The sequence below is a fragment of the Saccharopolyspora endophytica genome (assembly GCF_018070075.1).
In the GTDB taxonomy this organism is placed as follows: Bacteria; Actinomycetota; Actinomycetes; order Mycobacteriales; family Pseudonocardiaceae; genus Saccharopolyspora; species Saccharopolyspora endophytica.
Window position 1 is genome coordinate 225,695 of record NZ_JAGPXE010000007.1, and the last position, 16,679, is coordinate 242,373.

General features: G+C 68.5%; 23 protein-coding genes and 1 tRNA gene. 12 read left to right on the forward strand and 12 right to left on the reverse strand.

Annotated features, from left to right (window positions below; all coding sequences use genetic code 11):
- Positions 1–16 precede the first annotated feature (16 nt).
- A complete protein-coding gene (locus KBO27_RS18150; RefSeq protein ID WP_307870473.1) occupies positions 17–613 on the forward strand; it encodes a 5-formyltetrahydrofolate cyclo-ligase in 597 nt (198 codons plus the stop codon).
- Between the two features lie 97 nt (positions 614–710).
- Positions 711–1,028 (forward strand): FmdB family zinc ribbon protein, encoded by a 318-nt coding sequence (locus tag KBO27_RS18155; protein WP_210971112.1) that lies wholly within the window; start codon positions 711–713, stop codon positions 1,026–1,028.
- Positions 1,029–1,050: 22 nt separating this feature from the next.
- Here the strand turns inward: KBO27_RS18155 and KBO27_RS18160 are convergent, their stop codons facing one another.
- Positions 1,051–1,218: a hypothetical protein gene (locus tag KBO27_RS18160; protein WP_210971113.1), complete on the reverse strand. Its 168-nt coding sequence runs from the start codon at positions 1,216–1,218 to the stop codon at positions 1,051–1,053.
- Between the two features lie 51 nt (positions 1,219–1,269).
- Between KBO27_RS18160 and KBO27_RS18165 the strand changes: the two genes are divergently transcribed.
- Positions 1,270–1,446 carry a hypothetical protein gene (locus KBO27_RS18165; protein WP_210971114.1) on the forward strand — a complete coding sequence of 59 codons (177 nt, stop codon included), beginning with the start codon at positions 1,270–1,272 and terminating at the stop codon, positions 1,444–1,446.
- A 147-nt stretch (positions 1,447–1,593) separates the two neighbouring features.
- Complete coding sequence (mscL, locus tag KBO27_RS18170; RefSeq protein WP_132681175.1) at positions 1,594–2,064, forward strand: large conductance mechanosensitive channel protein MscL; 471 nt, start codon at positions 1,594–1,596, stop codon at positions 2,062–2,064.
- Positions 2,065–2,068: 4 nt separating this feature from the next.
- Here mscL and KBO27_RS18175 read toward each other — a convergent pair whose 3' ends face one another.
- Positions 2,069–2,245 (reverse strand): hypothetical protein, encoded by a 177-nt coding sequence (locus KBO27_RS18175; protein ID WP_210971115.1) that lies wholly within the window; start codon positions 2,243–2,245, stop codon positions 2,069–2,071.
- Between the two features lie 119 nt (positions 2,246–2,364).
- Between KBO27_RS18175 and KBO27_RS18180 the strand changes: the two genes are divergently transcribed.
- Complete coding sequence (locus tag KBO27_RS18180; protein WP_210971116.1) at positions 2,365–2,670, forward strand: antitoxin; 306 nt, start codon at positions 2,365–2,367, stop codon at positions 2,668–2,670.
- A gap of 68 nt (positions 2,671–2,738) precedes the next feature.
- On the opposite strand, the gene KBO27_RS18185 is transcribed toward KBO27_RS18180, so the two are convergent.
- The 9 genes from KBO27_RS18185 to mrf all read right to left on the reverse strand — a co-directional run bounded on the left by KBO27_RS18185 (position 2,739) and on the right by mrf (position 10,983).
- Positions 2,739–3,239: a MogA/MoaB family molybdenum cofactor biosynthesis protein gene (locus KBO27_RS18185; RefSeq protein WP_132619691.1), complete on the reverse strand. Its 501-nt coding sequence runs from the start codon at positions 3,237–3,239 to the stop codon at positions 2,739–2,741.
- A gap of 269 nt (positions 3,240–3,508) precedes the next feature.
- Positions 3,509–4,867, reverse strand: a complete 1,359-nt coding sequence (locus KBO27_RS18190; RefSeq protein ID WP_210971117.1) for a S1C family serine protease — start codon at positions 4,865–4,867, stop codon at positions 3,509–3,511.
- A gap of 201 nt (positions 4,868–5,068) precedes the next feature.
- On the reverse strand, positions 5,069–6,142 hold the full coding sequence (gene galT, locus KBO27_RS18195; protein WP_210971118.1) for a galactose-1-phosphate uridylyltransferase: 1,074 nt from the start codon (positions 6,140–6,142) through the stop codon (positions 5,069–5,071).
- Positions 6,139–6,930: a DeoR/GlpR family DNA-binding transcription regulator gene (locus KBO27_RS18200; protein WP_210971119.1), complete on the reverse strand. Its 792-nt coding sequence runs from the start codon at positions 6,928–6,930 to the stop codon at positions 6,139–6,141. Before KBO27_RS18200 ends, galT begins: the two co-directional genes overlap by 4 nt.
- Before the next feature lie 117 nt (positions 6,931–7,047).
- Positions 7,048–8,475, reverse strand: a complete 1,428-nt coding sequence (locus KBO27_RS18205; protein ID WP_210971235.1) for a sensor histidine kinase — start codon at positions 8,473–8,475, stop codon at positions 7,048–7,050.
- A gap of 11 nt (positions 8,476–8,486) precedes the next feature.
- Positions 8,487–9,182: a response regulator transcription factor gene (locus tag KBO27_RS18210; protein WP_132619419.1), complete on the reverse strand. Its 696-nt coding sequence runs from the start codon at positions 9,180–9,182 to the stop codon at positions 8,487–8,489.
- Positions 9,183–9,309: 127 nt separating this feature from the next.
- Positions 9,310–9,462 carry a 50S ribosomal protein L32 gene (rpmF, locus tag KBO27_RS18215; protein WP_132673836.1) on the reverse strand — a complete coding sequence of 51 codons (153 nt, stop codon included), beginning with the start codon at positions 9,460–9,462 and terminating at the stop codon, positions 9,310–9,312.
- A 28-nt stretch (positions 9,463–9,490) separates the two neighbouring features.
- Complete coding sequence (locus KBO27_RS18220) at positions 9,491–9,742, reverse strand: type B 50S ribosomal protein L31 (RefSeq protein ID WP_132673837.1); 252 nt, start codon at positions 9,740–9,742, stop codon at positions 9,491–9,493.
- Positions 9,739–10,983 carry a ribosome hibernation factor-recruiting GTPase MRF gene (gene mrf, locus KBO27_RS18225; RefSeq protein ID WP_372448857.1) on the reverse strand — a complete coding sequence of 415 codons (1,245 nt, stop codon included), beginning with the start codon at positions 10,981–10,983 and terminating at the stop codon, positions 9,739–9,741. Before mrf ends, KBO27_RS18220 begins: the two co-directional genes overlap by 4 nt.
- 79 nt (positions 10,984–11,062) lie before the next feature.
- Between mrf and rpmB the strand changes: the two genes are divergently transcribed.
- The 7 genes from rpmB to KBO27_RS18260 all read left to right on the forward strand — a co-directional run bounded on the left by rpmB (position 11,063) and on the right by KBO27_RS18260 (position 14,796).
- Positions 11,063–11,299 (forward strand): 50S ribosomal protein L28, encoded by a 237-nt coding sequence (gene rpmB / locus KBO27_RS18230; RefSeq protein WP_210971120.1) that lies wholly within the window; start codon positions 11,063–11,065, stop codon positions 11,297–11,299.
- Positions 11,299–11,466 carry a 50S ribosomal protein L33 gene (rpmG, locus tag KBO27_RS18235; RefSeq protein WP_132619411.1) on the forward strand — a complete coding sequence of 56 codons (168 nt, stop codon included), beginning with the start codon at positions 11,299–11,301 and terminating at the stop codon, positions 11,464–11,466. The genes rpmB and rpmG overlap by 1 nt, the downstream gene beginning before the upstream one ends.
- Before the next feature lie 148 nt (positions 11,467–11,614).
- Positions 11,615–11,920: a 30S ribosomal protein S14 gene (rpsN, locus tag KBO27_RS18240; RefSeq protein ID WP_132673839.1), complete on the forward strand. Its 306-nt coding sequence runs from the start codon at positions 11,615–11,617 to the stop codon at positions 11,918–11,920.
- Between the two features lie 4 nt (positions 11,921–11,924).
- On the forward strand, positions 11,925–12,149 hold the full coding sequence (gene rpsR, locus KBO27_RS18245; protein WP_210971121.1) for a 30S ribosomal protein S18: 225 nt from the start codon (positions 11,925–11,927) through the stop codon (positions 12,147–12,149).
- A gap of 79 nt (positions 12,150–12,228) precedes the next feature.
- On the forward strand, positions 12,229–12,909 hold the full coding sequence (gene bluB, locus KBO27_RS18250) for a 5,6-dimethylbenzimidazole synthase (protein WP_210971122.1): 681 nt from the start codon (positions 12,229–12,231) through the stop codon (positions 12,907–12,909).
- Between the two features lie 57 nt (positions 12,910–12,966).
- The gene (locus KBO27_RS18255) at positions 12,967–14,457 is read left to right on the forward strand and encodes a GGDEF domain-containing protein (RefSeq protein ID WP_307870474.1); all 1,491 of its coding nucleotides are present in this window, start codon (positions 12,967–12,969) and stop codon (positions 14,455–14,457) included.
- Positions 14,458–14,723: 266 nt separating this feature from the next.
- A tRNA-Arg gene (locus KBO27_RS18260) sits at positions 14,724–14,796 on the forward strand.
- Positions 14,797–15,053: 257 nt separating this feature from the next.
- Here KBO27_RS18260 and KBO27_RS18265 read toward each other — a convergent pair.
- Positions 15,054–16,664 (reverse strand): pentapeptide repeat-containing protein, encoded by a 1,611-nt coding sequence (locus KBO27_RS18265; RefSeq protein WP_210971123.1) that lies wholly within the window; start codon positions 16,662–16,664, stop codon positions 15,054–15,056.
- Between the last annotated feature and the right edge of the window lie 15 nt (positions 16,665–16,679).

Here is a 16,679-nt window from a genome sequence, read left to right on the forward strand (position 1 = left end):
AACCTACAGTGAACCCGTGAGCTCACTGGATGAATTTCGTACGTCGAAAGCGGAATGGCGGAGCCGACTCCTGCTCCAACGCGACGAGCTGGACGAACCAGCCAGGAAAGCCGACGACCAGGCACTTCTGTCGAACCTGCTGGGCTGGTTGGCCCAACGCGAGCTGACCGCGGTGGCCGCCTACGTGCCCGTCGGCCCGGAGCCGGGAACGGATGTCCCGTCGGTGCTGCACGAGGCCGGCCTGCGCGTGCTGCTGCCGATCGTGGCGGGCAAGCGGCAGCCGCTGGAGTGGGCCGAGTACACGGGCCCGGACTCGCTGCGACCGGCCGCGTTCGGACTGCTGGAACCCGCGGGCGAGCGGCTGGGCGCCGCGGCGATCGGCCAGGCCGAGGTGATCTTGGTCCCCGCGCTGGGCATCGATCACCAGGGCGTCCGGCTCGGGCGCGGCGCCGGGTACTACGACCGGTCGCTGGTGCTGCGCGACCCGGCGGCGGAGCTGCTGGGCGTGGTGCGCGATTCCGAGTTCGTCCCCTCGCTGCCCGGCGAGGACCACGACGTGCGGATGACCAGCGTCATCACGCCTGCGCGCGGGGTCGTGGAGCTGCCGGTGTGACGTAGCGCTGTTTGCACTGGACACCCGTTGTCTAGCATTATCGGGTTAGCACTCCCGTAGTTTGAGTGCCAAGCCCAGATTTCGGAGGTTCGCGGCCGTGCCCACATATCAGTACGCCTGCACCGAATGTGACCATCGCTTCGAGCAGGTGCAGTCGTTCAGCGAGGACTCCCTCACCGAGTGCCCGCAGTGCAACGGCCGACTCCGCAAGCTGTTCAACGCCGTCGGCATCGTGTTCAAGGGCAGCGGCTTCTACCGTACCGACAACCGGTCGTCCTCGTCCTCGTCGAGCACGAGCGGTTCGTCGTCGAGCTCCTCGGACTCCGGTTCGTCGTCGAGCTCCTCCTCGTCGGGTTCGTCGGGCACGTCGGCTTCGAGCTCGTCGTCGAGCAGCACCACCGCCGCGGCTTCCTGATTCCGCACAATTCAACCGCCGGTCACTCGAATGTGGCCGGCGGTTTTGTCATGCGCACGAAAAGTCCGATTTCCGTCGGCATTTCATGATCAACAATCACACTTGTTAATTCTTCCGGGTGATGCGGGTTGTCCCCAGGTGCCGAATCCATCCACAGATTCGCGCTTCCCCCTTCCTCGCCACCGGGCACGTCCTTAACTTCGAACGCGTCCGATCTCTCCCGAAGGCACGAGGGGGCGACATGCCCGCAGACTCCCGGCTCGACCCCACACCGCTCGACCGGCTCCGCCACCTGCTGCCGAGCAGGCGAGGCGTGCTGTGGCTGCGCCGGATCACGGCCGCGGTCCTGCTGCTGCTCGCCCTGGCTCTGGCGATCAGCCAGCACTCCGTTGTGGACATCGCCACAGCCGCCACCTGAACGGCTCAACGGTGAGCAATTGCTTTCCCCCATTCGGTTACCGTTACGCTGCCCTCCAGTGCCCGCGCCCGCGCCGATCCGCGGCGAATGCGGCGCGATCATCGATCCGGGAAATCCGGACTCGCATTCTTCGAGAGGAGTTTCAACGTGCTCAAGGGATTCAAGGACTTCCTGATGCGCGGCAACATCATCGACCTCGCCGTCGCGGTTGTCGTCGGTAGCGCTTTCACCGCCCTGGTCACGGCGTTCACCACCAGCATCATCAAGCCGCTGATCGCGGCCACCGGCGGCGGGAACGTCACCGGTCTGAGCATCGAGATCGTCGCGGGCAACAAGGCCTCGACCATCGACTTCGCCGCGGTGATCAACGCCGTGATCACGTTCCTCATCACGGCGGCGGTCGTTTACTTCCTGTTCGTCGTTCCGATGAACAAGATTTCCGAGCGCCGCAAGAAGGGCAAGGAAGAGGGCCAGTCCGAGCCCACCGACGTGGAGCTGCTGATGGAGATCCGCAACCTGCTGCGCGCCGAGCAGGGCCTGCCGCGCATCGAGGGACTCGCCACCGAGGAGCAGGCCACCACGGGCACCGGCAACGGCAACGCCGCTTCGCGCAACTGACGCCCTAGCGGGCGTCGTGGTGCGGCGGCCGGTTCTCGCGGTACCAGCTCTCGCGGGTGTTCGCCGAGGTCGGCTCGGGGCGGTCGTCGGAGGTCGTCTCCGGCAGCACGTCTCCGAAGATCTCGGCGAGCCTGCGGCGCTTCTCGCGTTCGGGCTTCGCCTGGGGCGATTCGCTGGTCACCTGTCCATCCTGCCTCGATCGCAGCGGTGCGCGCACGGACCGGTATCACCGAGTGTGAAATCGGTTACAGTGAGTACGTGTCTCGCCGTCGCGGGAGACAGCGACGCAGGGAGGCTGCGATGAGTTTCCTCGACAAGGCCAAGGAACTGGCCGGCCAAGCCAAGGGCAAGGCGGAGGAGTTCGCCGAGAAGGCGGGCCCCAGCGCCGCCAAGGGGCTCGATGCCGCCAAGTCGAGCCTGGACAAGGCCACCGGCGGCAAGTACCACGACCGCATCGAGTCGGTGAGCGGCAAGGTGGAGGGCGTGCTCAAGCGGGACTCCTCGAACGGGGATTCCGCCAAGGACGACCCCGGCCCCGGACCCGGCTCGAACGGTTCGCAGGACAAGGGCCCGGACGACCCCACCGGCGGCTCGAAACCCGGCTGATCAGCTCTGCAGAGGAAAGGGGGGGGGGTTCCCGCGCGGGAACCGCCACCGCTTTCCTCGTTCCGAGCTCAGGGGGTGTCGAGCCCCGAGAGCTGCTCGATCACGTGGGCCACCAGCGGCGTCAGGGTCGCCATGCCGTCGCGGACCGAGGCCCGCGAACCGGACAGGTTCACCACCAGCGTGCTGCCCGACACACCGACGAGACCGCGCGACACCCCGGCGTCGACCGCACCCGCGGCCAGTCCGGAGGCCCGGAGCGCCTCGGCGATGCCCGGGATCGGCCGGTCCAGCACCCCGGCGGTGGCGTCCGGAGTGACGTCCCGGGGCGAGACCCCGGTGCCGCCGACCGTGATCACCACGTCGACGCCGCCGATCACCGCGGTGTTCAGCGCGTTGCGGATGTCCACCGTCTCCCCGGCCACCGCGACGGTTCCGTCGACGATGAATCCGGCTTCTTCCAGCAACTCGGTCACCAGCGGACCGATGTTGTCTTCCTGCTCTCCTTGGGCGACCCGGTCGTCCACCACGACCACGAGAGCCCGCCCCAGCCGCTGCGCGCTGCGTTCCATGCCGGTAACCGTAGTGCCAAGGTCGGGTTCGGTCAGTTCATAGGAGTCGGTGAGCTCCACCAATTTCGGCGCGATGCCGGTCACGGTGGTCGTTTTGTCGGACATGGTCCTCCCCAGGTGTCGATCGATCTTCACTACCACCCCACCACTGACGCCGCCGGCGGCTGAGGTCAGAACGAGCTCGTCAGACGGGCTTTGGACACGTCGGCCGGTCCCGCGGCGCAGGAAGGGGGCATAGGCCGCGGGAACTCGGCCGACGCGATCAGGGGTCAGCCCTTCTGGCCGGTGAGCGTCACGTCGACCGTGCGCTCCCCGCCGGGGCCGCCGATGGTGAACCGGACGTGGTCACCGGGGTTGTGCGAGCGGACCGCCGCGACCAGGGCGTCCGCGTCGAGGATGGCCCGGTCGTCGATCTTGGTGATCACATCGCCCGGCTTCATCCCGGCCGCCTGGGCGGGCCCGTTCGGGATGACGTCGCGGACCTGCGCGCCGGGCTGGCCGGCGTTGGTGATCGTCACGCCGAGCGTGGTCTGGGTGGCGGAGCCGGTCTCCTTGAGCTCGTTGGCGATGCGGCGGGCCTGGTCGATCGGGATCGCGAAGCCCAGTCCCACCGAGCCGGCCTGCTCCTGGCCGGTGCCGGGGCTGTAGATCGCGGAGTTGATGCCGACGACGCGGCCGTCCATGTCGACCAGCGGGCCACCGGAGTTGCCGGGGTTGATCGCGGCGTCGGTCTGCAGCGCGTTGAGCACCGTGTCCTGGCTGCCCGACTCGCCGCCCGCGCGCACCGGGCGGTCCTTGGCGCTGATGATTCCGCTGGTCACCGTGCCGGACAGGCCGAAGGGCGAACCGATGGCCACGACCTGCGATCCGACGGCCAGATCATCACTGCGGCCGAGCTCGGCCGGGGTCAGCCCGGTGATGTCGGCCTTGACCACGGCCAGGTCGGACTTCGGGTCGGTGCCCACGACGCGCACCGGCGCGGTGCGGTTGTCGTGGAACAGCGCGGTCAACCGCCCGCTCTGGGCGCCCTCGGCGACGTGGTTGTTGGTGAGGATGAGGCCGTCGCTGCTGAGCACGATGCCCGATCCCTCGCCGGAGCCCTGCGCGCTGGAGATCTGGATCTGCACGACGCTCGGCAGGACCTTCTGCGCGACCTGCTGGACGGACCCCTGCGGAGCGGTGCTGGCGCTGCGGGCGGGCTTGGACTCGTCGAGCGCGCTGGCACCGGTGCTGCTGTCACCGCCGAGCTGGTACCCGACGAACCCGCCGACACCGCCTCCGACCAGGCCGCACACCAGCGCGAGCGCGGCCACGCCGGTCACCAGGCCGCGGCCGGACTTCTTCTGCTGCGTCGCCTGGCCGGAGGCGTACCCGGGCCAGGGCTGCGCGTACTGCTGGGTCTGCTGCGGCTGCTGGTGCATGCCGTACGGGTACTGCTGGGTCCCGTACTGCCCGACGGGCTGGCCCTGCGGCTGGGCGGGCTGGGTCGGCTGCTGCGACGGGCCGGGATGAGCGCTCTGCTGCTGGGACGACACCCCGGATGGAGGGGTGTCGCCCGCACCGAGGCCATCTCCGCTCGGCTTCGGCTCTTCCGGCTTGTCACCGAATTCCGGGGTGTGTTCGGTCATGGCTCCCACTGTGCTCCGGGCATCTGAGAAGTGCCTGAGATCTGACTGTGGGCACGCATGATAAGTCCCATGATCGTCCTCACCCACCCCGACCAATCCGGCAATTGCGGACGAAGGGCGTGGGGCCGGGGCGGATCTGGTCCGAACGCCCGGCACAACTCGGGCCACAACCGCTCTGCCCACCGACGACGGCGGGACGCCTCAGCGGAGGCGCGCGGCGATCTGCTCCGGGGTCGCATCGTTGATCCAGACGGCCATGCCCGACTCGGACCCCGCGAGGTACTTGAGCTTGTCCGCGCTGCGCAGCACCGAGAACAGCTCCAGGTGCAGCCACGACAGATCGCGCCCGGTGTTCACCGGCGCCTGGTGCCAGGCGGCGATGTAGGGCAGCGGCTTGTCGTAGAGCCGGTCGAGGCGGCCGAGCACGTCGAGGTAGGTGGTGGCGAAGTCGTCCCGCTCGTCGTCGGTGAGCGCGGCGATGTCGGGGACCTGGCGGTGCGGCACGATCTGCACCTCGACGGGCCAGCGGGCGGCGGCCGGGACGAACGCCGTCCAGTGCTCGGAATCGATGAGCACCCGCTCCCCGCTCGCGCGCTCGGCGGCCAGCACGTCGCCCATGACGTGAGTGCCGTGCTCGGCGCGGTACTGCTCGGCGACGCGCAGCATGGTCTCGGTCTTGGGCGTGACGAACGGGTAGCCGTAGATCTGCCCGTGCGGGTGGTGCAGCGTCACGCCGATCTCCTCACCGCGGTTCTCGAAGCAGAAGACCTGCTCGACGCCCGGGGTGTCGTTGAGGGCGGCGGTGCGGTCGGCCCAGACGTCGACGACGCTGCGGACCCGCTTCGCGCTCAGCGAGCCGAAGGAGGAGTTGTGGTCGGAGGTGAAGCAGACGACCTCGCAGCGTCCCCGGGCCGGTGCGGCGGGCACCATCGGCATGCCGTCGACGGTGGTCGGCTCGCCGGGGATGCCCTGCGCGAACGACGGGAACTGGTTCTCGAAGACGACCACGTCGTAGTCGGATTCGGGGATCTCGCTGGGACGTCCCGGGGAGCTGGGGCACAGCGGGCACATCGCGGCCGGCGGCTTGTAGGTGCGGGACTGCCGGTGCGCGGCGATGGCCACCCACTCACCGGTCAGCGGATCACGCCGCATCTCCGACGCCGGGGCCTGGGGCGGGAGCTCGCGGGTGTCCTCCGCGGTGCGCTCCCGTCCCGGTTCGTCGTCGAAGTAGATGATCTCCCGACCGTCGGCCAGGCGGCGCGCGGTGCGCTTCACACTTCCTCCTCGGTTGACCGCTGCTCGGCCAGCAGCAGTTCGACGTGCTCGCCCAGCAGCTCTCGCGCGTCCGGCGGCAGCCCCTCGTCGCTGATCAGCAGGTCGACCTCGTCGAAGTCGACGATCGTGGAGATGCCGACGGTCGACCACTTGGAGCTGTCGGCGACCACCACCAACCGGCCCGCGGCTTCGGCGAAGGCCCGGTTGGTCTCGCTCTCGTTGAGGTTCGGCGTGGTGAAGCCGGCGCGCGGGGCCATCCCGTGCACGCCCAGGAACACCAGGTCCAGGTGCAGCGAGCGCAGCGACTGCACGGCCACGGGTCCGACGAGCGCGTCGGACGGGGTGCGGACACCACCGGTGAGCACGACGGTCCGGTCGACGCGGCCGCGCTGCTGCAGCGCGTCGGCGACGCGAACCGAGTTGGTGACGATGGTCAGGTCCGGGATGTCGTCGAGCTGGCGCGCGAGCGTCCAGGTGGTGGTTCCGGCGGACAGGCCGATCGCCATGCCGGGCTGGATCTCGTCGGCGGCGAGCTTCGCGATGGCTTCCTTCTCGGTGAGCTGCCGGACGGACTTGGCCTCGAAGCCCGGTTCGTCGGTGCTGGTGCCGATCGTGGAGGTCGCGCCGCCGTAGACCTTCTCGACGAGGCCCCGGCGGGCGAGGGCGTCGAGGTCGCGGCGGATCGTCATGTCCGACACGCCGAGCCGTTGCACCAGCTCGCCCACCTGCACGGCTCCGGTGCGCCGCACTTCGTCGAGGATCACTTCCTGGCGTTGTCGTGCGAGCACGTCCACTCCCTGGCCGGGCGTCAGCTTTCCGTCATCAAGTCAACAAAAACCAACAATACCTGACGGATTACCGGCCCGACAGCCGGGGAGTTGGGGCTTGAACTTGCGAATGGGTGTTCATTGCTGTTCGTTTTGCTGAGAGTTTCCCGGCAGCGTCATGCGCAGCAGCGCACCGCCCTCGGGGGCCTCCGCAGCCAGCACCGATCCGCCGTGGCGCTCGGCGACCTGCTTGACGATCGACAGCCCGAGCCCGGAACCAGGCAGCGTCCGCGCGTCCGACGACCGGTAGAAGCGCTCGAAGACGTAGGGACGGTCGGCTTCGGTGATGCCCGGTCCGCTGTCGGCGACCTCCAGAGCCGTCAGCCCGGTGCCCTCCTCGGGCTGCAGGTCGACCCGCACGTGGCCGCCCTCGGGACTCCACTTCGCCGCGTTGTCCAGCAGGTTCAGCACCGCCCGCTCCAGCGCGGTCGCATCGCCCATCATGACCCACGGGTGCAGCCGCACGTCGAACTCGGTGCGCGGCGCGCGCCTGCGGGCCCGGCCCAGCGCGCGCTCGACGACGTCGACCAGGTCCACCGTTTCGTGCACGGCCTGCGGGGTGTCCTCGCGGGCGAGCTCGACCAGGTCGCCGACCAGCGCGGACAGCTCCTCCACCTGGGCCTGGACGTCGGAGAACATCTCCTGCCGGTCCTGCTCGGACAGCGCGGGCGCGTCCGGCCGGGCGGCCGCGAGCAGCAGCTCCAGATTGGTGCGCAACGAGGTCAGCGGCGTGCGCAGCTCGTGGCCGGCGTCGGCGACCAGCCGTCGCTGCCGCTCCTGGGACTCGGCCAGGGCGCTGAGCATCCCGTTGAAGCTCGCGGTCAGCCGCGCCAGCTCGTCGTCGCCGCTGACCGGGATCGGCCGCAGATCACCGGTCAGCGCGACGCGTTCGGTGGCCGCGGTCAGCCGCTGCACCGGTCTCAGACCGGCGCGCGCCACCGCGGTTCCGGCGGCCGCGGCGAGCAGGATGCCGGCTCCGCCCATCACCACCAGGACCACGCTGAGCTGCGCCAACGTCCGCTGAGTGGGCTGCAGGGAGGTCGACATGACCAGGGCCGCGTTGCGCCCGGTGGGCACCGCGACGACGCGGCTGTTGCTCGGCTTGTCGGTGCGCAGCGAGCGCTGGACCTCGCCCTTGGCCACCGACAGCTCCAGCACGCTCATCGGCGGTCGCTGCTCCGGGCCGAACACGGTGCCGTCGGCGGAGAGGACGTTGATCTTGAAGTTCGTGGCGACGAAGAACGCCACCGGGACCTGCTGCAAGTCGGCGGTGCGCACCAGCGGCCCCTCGGCCGCCTCCACCGCGCGCTCGGTGAGGCTGTCGTCGAGCTGCTGGTAGAGGCTGTCGCGCACCGTCACGAACGCCCCGACCGACACCAGCGCCACCGCACCGGCCACGCACATCGCGGCCAGCCAGGTGACGCGGTTGCGCAGCGACACCCGCTGCAACCTGCTGGGCGGCGGCGGGTCGTCCAGGTCGGGTGGTGGCGGCGCGGGAACGGCCATCGGATTGCCCATCACGGCGGCGTCTCGCGGAGCACGTAGCCAACACCGCGCACGGTGTGGATGAGCCTCGTCTCCCCCTCGGCCTCGGTCTTGCGGCGCAGGTAGCCGATGTAGACCTCCAGGGCGTTGCCCGAGGTCGGGAAGTCGTAACCCCACACGTCCTCGAGCAACCTGCTGCGGGTGAGCACCTGCTTGGGGTGCGCCATCAGCAGTTCCAGCAGGGCGAACTCGGTGCGGGTGAGGCTGATCGAGCGCTCGCCGCGGCGGACCTCGCGGGTTCCCGGGTCCAGCTCCAGGTCGGCGAAGCGCAGCGCCGCGGGCTGCGCGTCGGGTCCGCCTTCGGGCGGGGTGGCGCGGCGCAGCAGCGCGCGCAGCCGGGCGAGGAGCTCTTCGAGGGCGAAGGGCTTGGGCAGGTAGTCGTCGGCGCCGGCGTCGAGCCCGGCGACCCGGTCGGAGACGGCGTCGCGGGCGGTGAGCACCAGGATCGGCAGGTCGTCGCCGGTGCTGCGCAGCCGCCGCGCGACCTCCAGACCGTCGAGCCGGGGCATCATCACGTCGAGGACCATGGCGTCCGGGCGGTTGTCGGCCAGGTGGTCCAGTGCTTGTTGACCGTCCGCGGCGAGCTCCACTTGGTACCCGTTGAACTGCAGGGACCTTCGCAGCGACTCCCGCACGGCACGATCGTCGTCGACGACGAGGATGCGCATGCGGACAGTGTTACCCGTTGCCCTGAGAACGAGCTGAGAGCCCCGCCGGACCTCGCCCGTCGAGGTGACGGCCGTCTCGGTCCGGCGCGCGTCGTTCACTCGGCGTGACGACGCGCGCCGGTTGCGCTCACTTCTCCTGGAAGTGCCGGATCAGCGCGCGCGGCACCAGCTTCCGCTCGCCGTCGACCACGATCGGCACCAGCTCGGGCGCCTTCGCCTTCCACTGCGAGCGGCGGTGCCGGGTGTTGGCCCGCGAGGTCTTGCGCTTCGGAACTGCCATGTCGGGTCCTTTCGGGGAGTCGAGCGGTTCAGCGGCGGCGGTCGCCGTAGCGGCGGCGGAACTTCTCGACGCGGCCCTGGGTGTCCATGACCCGCTGGTTGCCGGTCCAGAACGGGTGCGAGTAGGCGGTCACGTCGATCGTGATCAGCGGGTAGGTGTTGCCGTCCTCCCACTCGATGCGCGCGTCGGAGGTCGCGGTGGAGCGGGTGAGGAAGCTCTTGCCGGTCGTGCGGTCCTGGAACACCACGGGCTCGTAGCGGGGGTGGATGTCGGGTTTCACTGGTTTCCCTTCAACTCGGATTCAGCGGGTTCGGCGCACGGTTCGGTGCGCCAGTCGGCGAACGGGTCCGGGTACTGCGCCCACTCCTGCTCGCCCGCGGCGAGCTCGTCGTCGGTGAGCACGGCGTCGCGCAGCGCGCGGACGATCTCGTGCGGGTCGGCTTCGTGGGCGATGACCACGAGCTCGTTCATCCGGTCGCCGTAGTAGTCGTCCCAGGTCAGCGCGGCCCGCAGCCGCCGGTCGTCGGACAGGCCGTCCCAGTCGTCGACGGTCGCCAGCCACGGCCCGGCGTGGGCGACGGCGAGCCCGCCGCCCGCGGATTCCAGCCACAGCGAGTCGTCGGGCTGGCTGGCCACCCAGAACCGGCCGCGGGTGCGGATCACGCCGTCCAGCAGCATGTCGACGGCCTCGTGCAGCCGCTTCGGGTGGAACGGGCGGCGCTCCTCGAACAGGACGGTGGCCACGCCCGCGTCGGTGTCCAGCGACGGCTGGCCGCGCAGCAGCCGGCCGTGCGGCCCGTCGACCTCGCCTCGCCGGGAGTCCTCGGGGATGCGCGCCAGGAGTGCGGGCAAGTCCAGGTGGTCGAGGTGGGCCAGCGGTGCCGACGGGGTGAGCCGGGCGAGCACGGCCTCGGTGCGGACCCGCTGCCAGCGGTCCTCGGCGGCTCCGACCAGCACGATCGCGTCGGCGAACTCGGCCTGCCCGACGGCCACCTGGGCCACGGTGCGCTCGTCGTCGGCGCTGCCGCCCAGTCCGCGCTCGGCGAGCTCCTCCTCGCCGGAGGCGTCGGGCAGCCAGGTCTCGAGGTCGACGGTGGTCAGCACGGCCTCGATGGCGACGTCGGTGAGCAGCGGGCGGCCGTCGACCTCGACGTGGCGCAGCGCCCAGCAGATCGCCTCGGGCTCCAGCGCCGGGTCGAGCCGGATGACGATGCGGTTGATGTCGGGCGCGGCGGCGAGCCTGCGCAGCAGCGGCAGCAGGTCTTCGCGCAGGGTGCAGGACACGCAGCCGTGCGCGAGTTCGAGGACGTGGCTGTCGACGTGATCGCCGTGCCGGACCTCGCGGCGCACCACTCCTTCGGCGACCGAGCGCAGGTCGGCGTGCACCAGCGCGGTTCCTGACGGGTCGCGGAGGCGCGCGACCTCGGCCGCCTCGGCGACCTGGCTTTCGCGGAGGCCGGCCACCAGCAGCAGCGGCGTCCGGTCGGACGGATCGGTGAACATCCCCACCTCAATCGACAACGGTTTTCATCTTCGCTGCCGACACGCTACCCTGGCCGTCAGCTATATGAAAATGGATGTCGTTATCGAGAGGTAGGTCATGTCAGTCCGCTGCCAGGTGACCGGCAAGAAGCCGGGCTACGGCAACCAGATCTCGCACTCCCACCGCAAAACCCGCCGCCGCTGGTTGCCCAACGTGCAGAACAAGCGCTACTGGCTGCCCGCCGAGAACCGGTGGATCCGGCTGCGGGTGTCGACCAAGGGGATGAAGACGATCGAGAAGCGCGGCATCGACGCGGTCGTCGCCGACATGCGCGCACGAGGGGAACGCTTCTGATGGCCAAGAGCACCGACACCCGTCCGGTGATCAAGCTCCGCTCCACCGCGGGCACCGGATTCACCTACGTCACCACCAAGAACCGGCGCAACAACCCCGACCGCATGCGCCTCCGCAAGTACGACCCGGTCGCCCGCAAGCACGTCGAGTTCAGAGAAGAACGCTGACCCGCCCAAACCCCAGGTCAGGCGCACACCCCCGGGAGCGACCGGGTTTCAGTGGAAATCAGGAACCCGATCTCCACTGAATTCCGCACCCCGATTTCCACTGAAATCACGAGACCACTGGTCGAGGACGCACAGCAGAGAGGACATCGTGGCCAAGAAGTCGAAGATCGCTCGGAACGAGCAGCGCAAGGAGGTCGTCGAGCGGTACGCCGAGCGGCGGGCCGAGCTGAAGCGGATCATCGCCTCGCCCGAGACCGAGCCGGAGGCCCGTTTCGAGGCCCAGAGCGAGCTGCAGCGGCAGCCGCGGGACGCCAGCCGGGTCCGGCTGCGCAACCGGGACACCGTGGACGGGCGTCCGCGCGGCTACTTCCGCAAGTTCGGGCTGTCGCGCGTGCGCCTGCGCGAGATGGCGCACAAGGGCGAGCTGCCCGGCGTGACCAAGTCGAGCTGGTGATCGCGTGCGCCGACCCGTCGAACGCCGCAAGAAGCCGAACCTCCTGCAGCGCGAGGGCGTCGTCCAGGTCGATTGGAAGGACGTGGCGCTGCTGCGCAAGTTCATCTCCGACCGGGGCAAGATCCGCTCGCGCCGGGTCACCGGACTGACCGCGCAGGAGCAGCGCGACGTCGCCAAGGCGATCAAGAACGCCCGCGAGATGGCGCTGCTCCCGTATCACCACAAATAGGACGATCCGGTCGAACGCCGTGCGATACCGGTCACCCTGGACCCGGGTGGCCGGTATCCCCGGTGCAGCATTGATCGCGATGAAGACCCCTGGACACAACCCCAGCCTGACCGATTCCGCTCCCGCCGCCGAGCTCTACGACGTGATCAACCGCAGGCGGGACGTCCGCCGCGAGTTCTCCGGCGCCGAACTCCCCGAGCCGGTGCTGCGCCGCGTGCTCAACGCCGCGCACACCGCGCCGAGCGTCGGGCTCTCCCAGCCTTGGGACTTCATCCTGGTCCGCGACGCGAACACGCGCCGCACGTTCCGCGAGCACGTCCTGGCCGAGCGCAGCGTGTTCGCCAGCAAGCTCGACGGCGAGCGGGCCGACACCTTCAGCAAGATCAAGGTCGAGGGCATCGTGGAGTCCTCGCTGGGCATCGCCGTCACCTACGACCCGCGCCGAGGTGCGCCGCAGGTGCTGGGCAGGCACGCCATCGCCGACGCCGGCCTGTACTCGGTGTGCCTGGCGATCCAGAACCTGTGGCTGGCGGCGACCGCCGAAGGTCTCGGGGTCGGCTGGGTCAGCTTCTACCGCGAGGAGTTCCTCCGACGCCTGCTGGGAGTTCCCTCCGAGGTCAGGCCGGTGGCATGGTTGTGCGTGGGACCGGTTCGCGAGCTCGCCGAGACCCCGGACCTGGAACGGCACGGCTGGCGCCAGCGGATGCCTCTGGACGACGTCATCCACTACGAAGCGTACGGGCGCGGTCGCAACCGGTAACCTCGGACAGGTCGCTCATCCGAGCGGCCACGATGACGTGCTCACGACGAGGTCGCGGTGCAGCCGGAGGAACAACCGCTCGCCGGGCACATCCCGGCCCAGGACCGCCAGGTGAGGCGGTTGCTCGACGCTGGCAGCTTCGCCGAGGCCGATGCCGCCTTCGACGAGCTGCTCGCCGGCGGCACGAACTTCGTCGACGACCGCTGGGTCCGCTCCACGGTGCTGGTGCACCGCGCCCTGCTGGCCTGGCGGCTGGGCCGCATCCCGCTCGCCCTGGAGCTCATCGCCGAGGGCTGGACCGAGCTCGACACGCAGCCGCCCAGCGGCGGATCGGCCGCGCACACCGTCAGCATGCTGGGATTCCTGCTGGAGGGCATCGGGCGGCGCGGTCCGGCGATGGACCTGATGTCGCTGGCGGTGCAGATCGCCCGCGACTCGGGCGACCAGCCCTCACTCGCCCACTGCGAGCTCCGCGAAGGCATCGCCCGGGTGTTCCGCGCCGCGAACCAGCCCGAGCAGGCCGCCCACCAGTTCGCCGCGGCCCGCGAGCTCTGCGAAGAAGCCCAGTCGCTGGCCAAGCCGGGACGCGTCAAGCGCAGCGCCCTGGCCTGCCTGGCCCGGTCGCTGGTCGGCACCGGCGACGTGGAGTCGGGCGAGCGCGTCGCGCACGAGACGCTCACCCTCAGCCGCGACAACTCCGACGGCTACGCGATGGCGCTGGCGAACTGGGTGCTGGCCGTCATCAGACGCTCGCAGGGCGTCCTGACCGAGGCCCGCACCTTCGCCAGCCGCGCGCTCGAGAGCGCCGAGAACATCCACGAGTCGTTCCTGATGATGCGGTTCTCCCGCGAACTCGCCGAGATCTGCAAGCAGCTCGGCGACCCGGTGGGCGAGGCAGCGGCCCTGCGCCGCGCGGTGACGGCAGCCGTGTCGGCCGTGGACATCCTCAAAGAAGGCCTCGGCCAAGCCCTGGAGCAGCGCAGAGTCGCCACCCAGGCGCAGCGCATGGCGATGGCCGCCCGCGAAGCCGCCCTCCGCGACCCGCTCACCGGCCTCGCCAACCGCCTGGGCCTGGAACGCATGGCCCCGGTCCTGCTGGAACGCAACGCCTCCGCCGGCCGGGTCCCGTGGCTGGTGCTGCTCGACGTCGACTACTTCAAGGAGGTCAACGACTTCGCCGGCCACACCGCGGGCGACGTCGTCCTGCAGGAGGTGGCCAACCTGCTGCGTCGCGAATGCCGCGCGGGCGACCTGCTGTGTCGGTGGGCGGGCGACGAGTTCGTGGTCCTGCTCGTCGACGCCGCCGAGGACTCCCGCGAAGCCGGCCCGGTCGTCGCCGAACGCATCCGCGCAGCGGTCAACGCCCACGACTGGCGCCTGGTCCTGGGCAGGCTGGAGCAGAAACCCACGGTCAGCATCGGCGTGGCCTCAGGCCCCCACAACCTGGACCAACTCTTCGCAGCCGCCGACATCGGCCTCTACAAGGCCAAGAGAGCAGGCCGAAACAGAGTCGAGAACGGCACAGACCAACCGGAGACCACCCAATAACCCGACCGATGAAGCTCGAAAACGCCGCCACACAGCCTGTTTCAGGCGTCCCCTATGGACCATCCAACCGGCGCGCGTTCGAGACCGAGAAACCACCGAGGACGCCGAGGCGGACAACGACGACGCCCCACGACCCGGCCACCCCAAAGCCCACCAACCGTAACGACCACCCGACCACGAGCAACGACCGCGAACAGCGGAGGAAACAGCCCGCAGACGCCACCAGGTGCCGAACCCGAACCCCCACCCAGGTACCCTCCGATCAGGCCCTCGTAGCTCAGGGGATAGAGCACGGCTCTCCTAAAGCCGGTGTCGCAGGTTCGAATCCTGCCGGGGGCGCTTCAGGCAACCACGGGGTACTGGCTCTGACCAGGCATGGAGCACTTAGTGGCCGATCGCTCGATCGGCCACTGTCAGCCACCGTAAGCCGACAGCAGTCGGTATCTACGGGCGATTCACGGGCACAGCTGCTCTAACCTCTTGGCGCGACATGCACAGAGATCCACTTCTTCCCATAGCCAGGTATGTGTGCTTACTCCTGTCTGCCGTTCCGAAGATCAGGACATAAGGGCCGTAACGGGCACGTTGGGTATTGATCACCGTTTGACACGATTCCTGATCGCCAACACTGCCAAACCGAGGAGGAGCGGACCTAAGAGCCGCATGGCCACCCTGACCACCTCGCCTTGCCAGGTGAGGCTAGGCAACCCGGCAAGTTTAGGCTGCAATGACACAACGCTCTCTACCACAAACAGGAGACACGTTCCCAAGTTCGGCGGCGGCACGGCCCGAGAACCCGGTGGAGACCCACCAAATCCAACCAAGTACAAAATGACCATCGCTATAGCGATCAGCGAAATTAAGCAGATCAGCGCTCGAGTCATCCGTAGCCCGTAACCCGAAACCAACCAGTACAGGAACAAGATCAGGCGTTCCGGCCATGCAGTGGAACGGTCTGTACGGCGCATCTCCATCTCGCCGTAGTAGAAGTCAGCGGCACCTGGCTCGTTCTTGCTGTCTTCCTGAGCCTTTCGCAGGTCCCGATACACTGCGGCTACCCGCTTGGCATTCAACTGCACGGGCGGCACAGCGGACTGTGAGGCAGTCGTCCATTCGGGGTTTTTCAAGCCTGCTCGTCTGTTGCACTCCTCAGTTAGGACTTGCCGGCGTGTCCACCTCCATACCGGCGGCCATCTCCAGCCGCACTGGATACCTTTCGGGGGCAAAGCGAACTTGCAATCGCCCTCCAGCCGAAGCGTATCCAGGTGATGTGCGCCGGCGAACCTACAGCGCGACAGGTCGACGTCAGTGACCACCAGGTCCGTGACGTCCGCTCCTTCCAAGGAAGTCAACGCTGGGGTCCGCTGGCCGATTTCCACTTCCCACTCGACTATTTCCAGTTCGACTGATCTAACCCACCCTGCAGGCGGATGAGAAGCGTTGGCGATCGTGGATGGCGCCGCAAACTCCGCACGCCTGAAGGTTGCCTCTGCGTTGTGCAGCTGCAGCACCACCCCCGCCTCGAACCGAGTCTCGTTGCAATTGAATTTGGCGGCCGACACTTGCAACAAGACACGCCTGCTAAACACGACGTGAGAAAGATCTATTACTCTGGCCACCACTAGCCCGAACGACTCGGTCACCTCAAAGGCCGCCCGCTTGAACGAAACTTTGCCAGTAAATATCGCCCCGTAGAACCAGGATTTGCCACTAAATGCCACATCATTGAAGTGGGCGCCCGCACTGAACGTAGCTTCTTCGAACCAAGCTTTGTCGGCGAACGCCGCGTGCTCGAACTGGGCCCTGCCACCAAAGGCTACTTCCTCAAACCGGGCCTCGCCGGTAAAGATCGCACCGGAAAACCAAGCTTGCCCTCCGAAATTCACTCCGATGAAGGAGGCTTCGCGACCGAAGGTCGTTTCTTCGAACTGAGCGCCCGCGTTGAAGGTCGCTAGTTCAAACGATGCTTCGTTGCTGAAGTTCGAATTGCTGAACCAAGTATCACCAACGAACGTCGCCTCGTCAAACAAGGCATCTCTCTCGAAGGTCACTCCGATGAACGAGGTTTCGCCACCGAAGGTCGCATTGCTGAACCGAGCGTCGTCCTTGAAGGTCGCCCCGTCAAACCATACGTCGCCCTCGAAAGCCGGATGACCATTGTCATCGCCTACTGCGTCGAGTATTAGCGCGAGCAGCTCCCGTGACATGTGAGTCCCACGGAA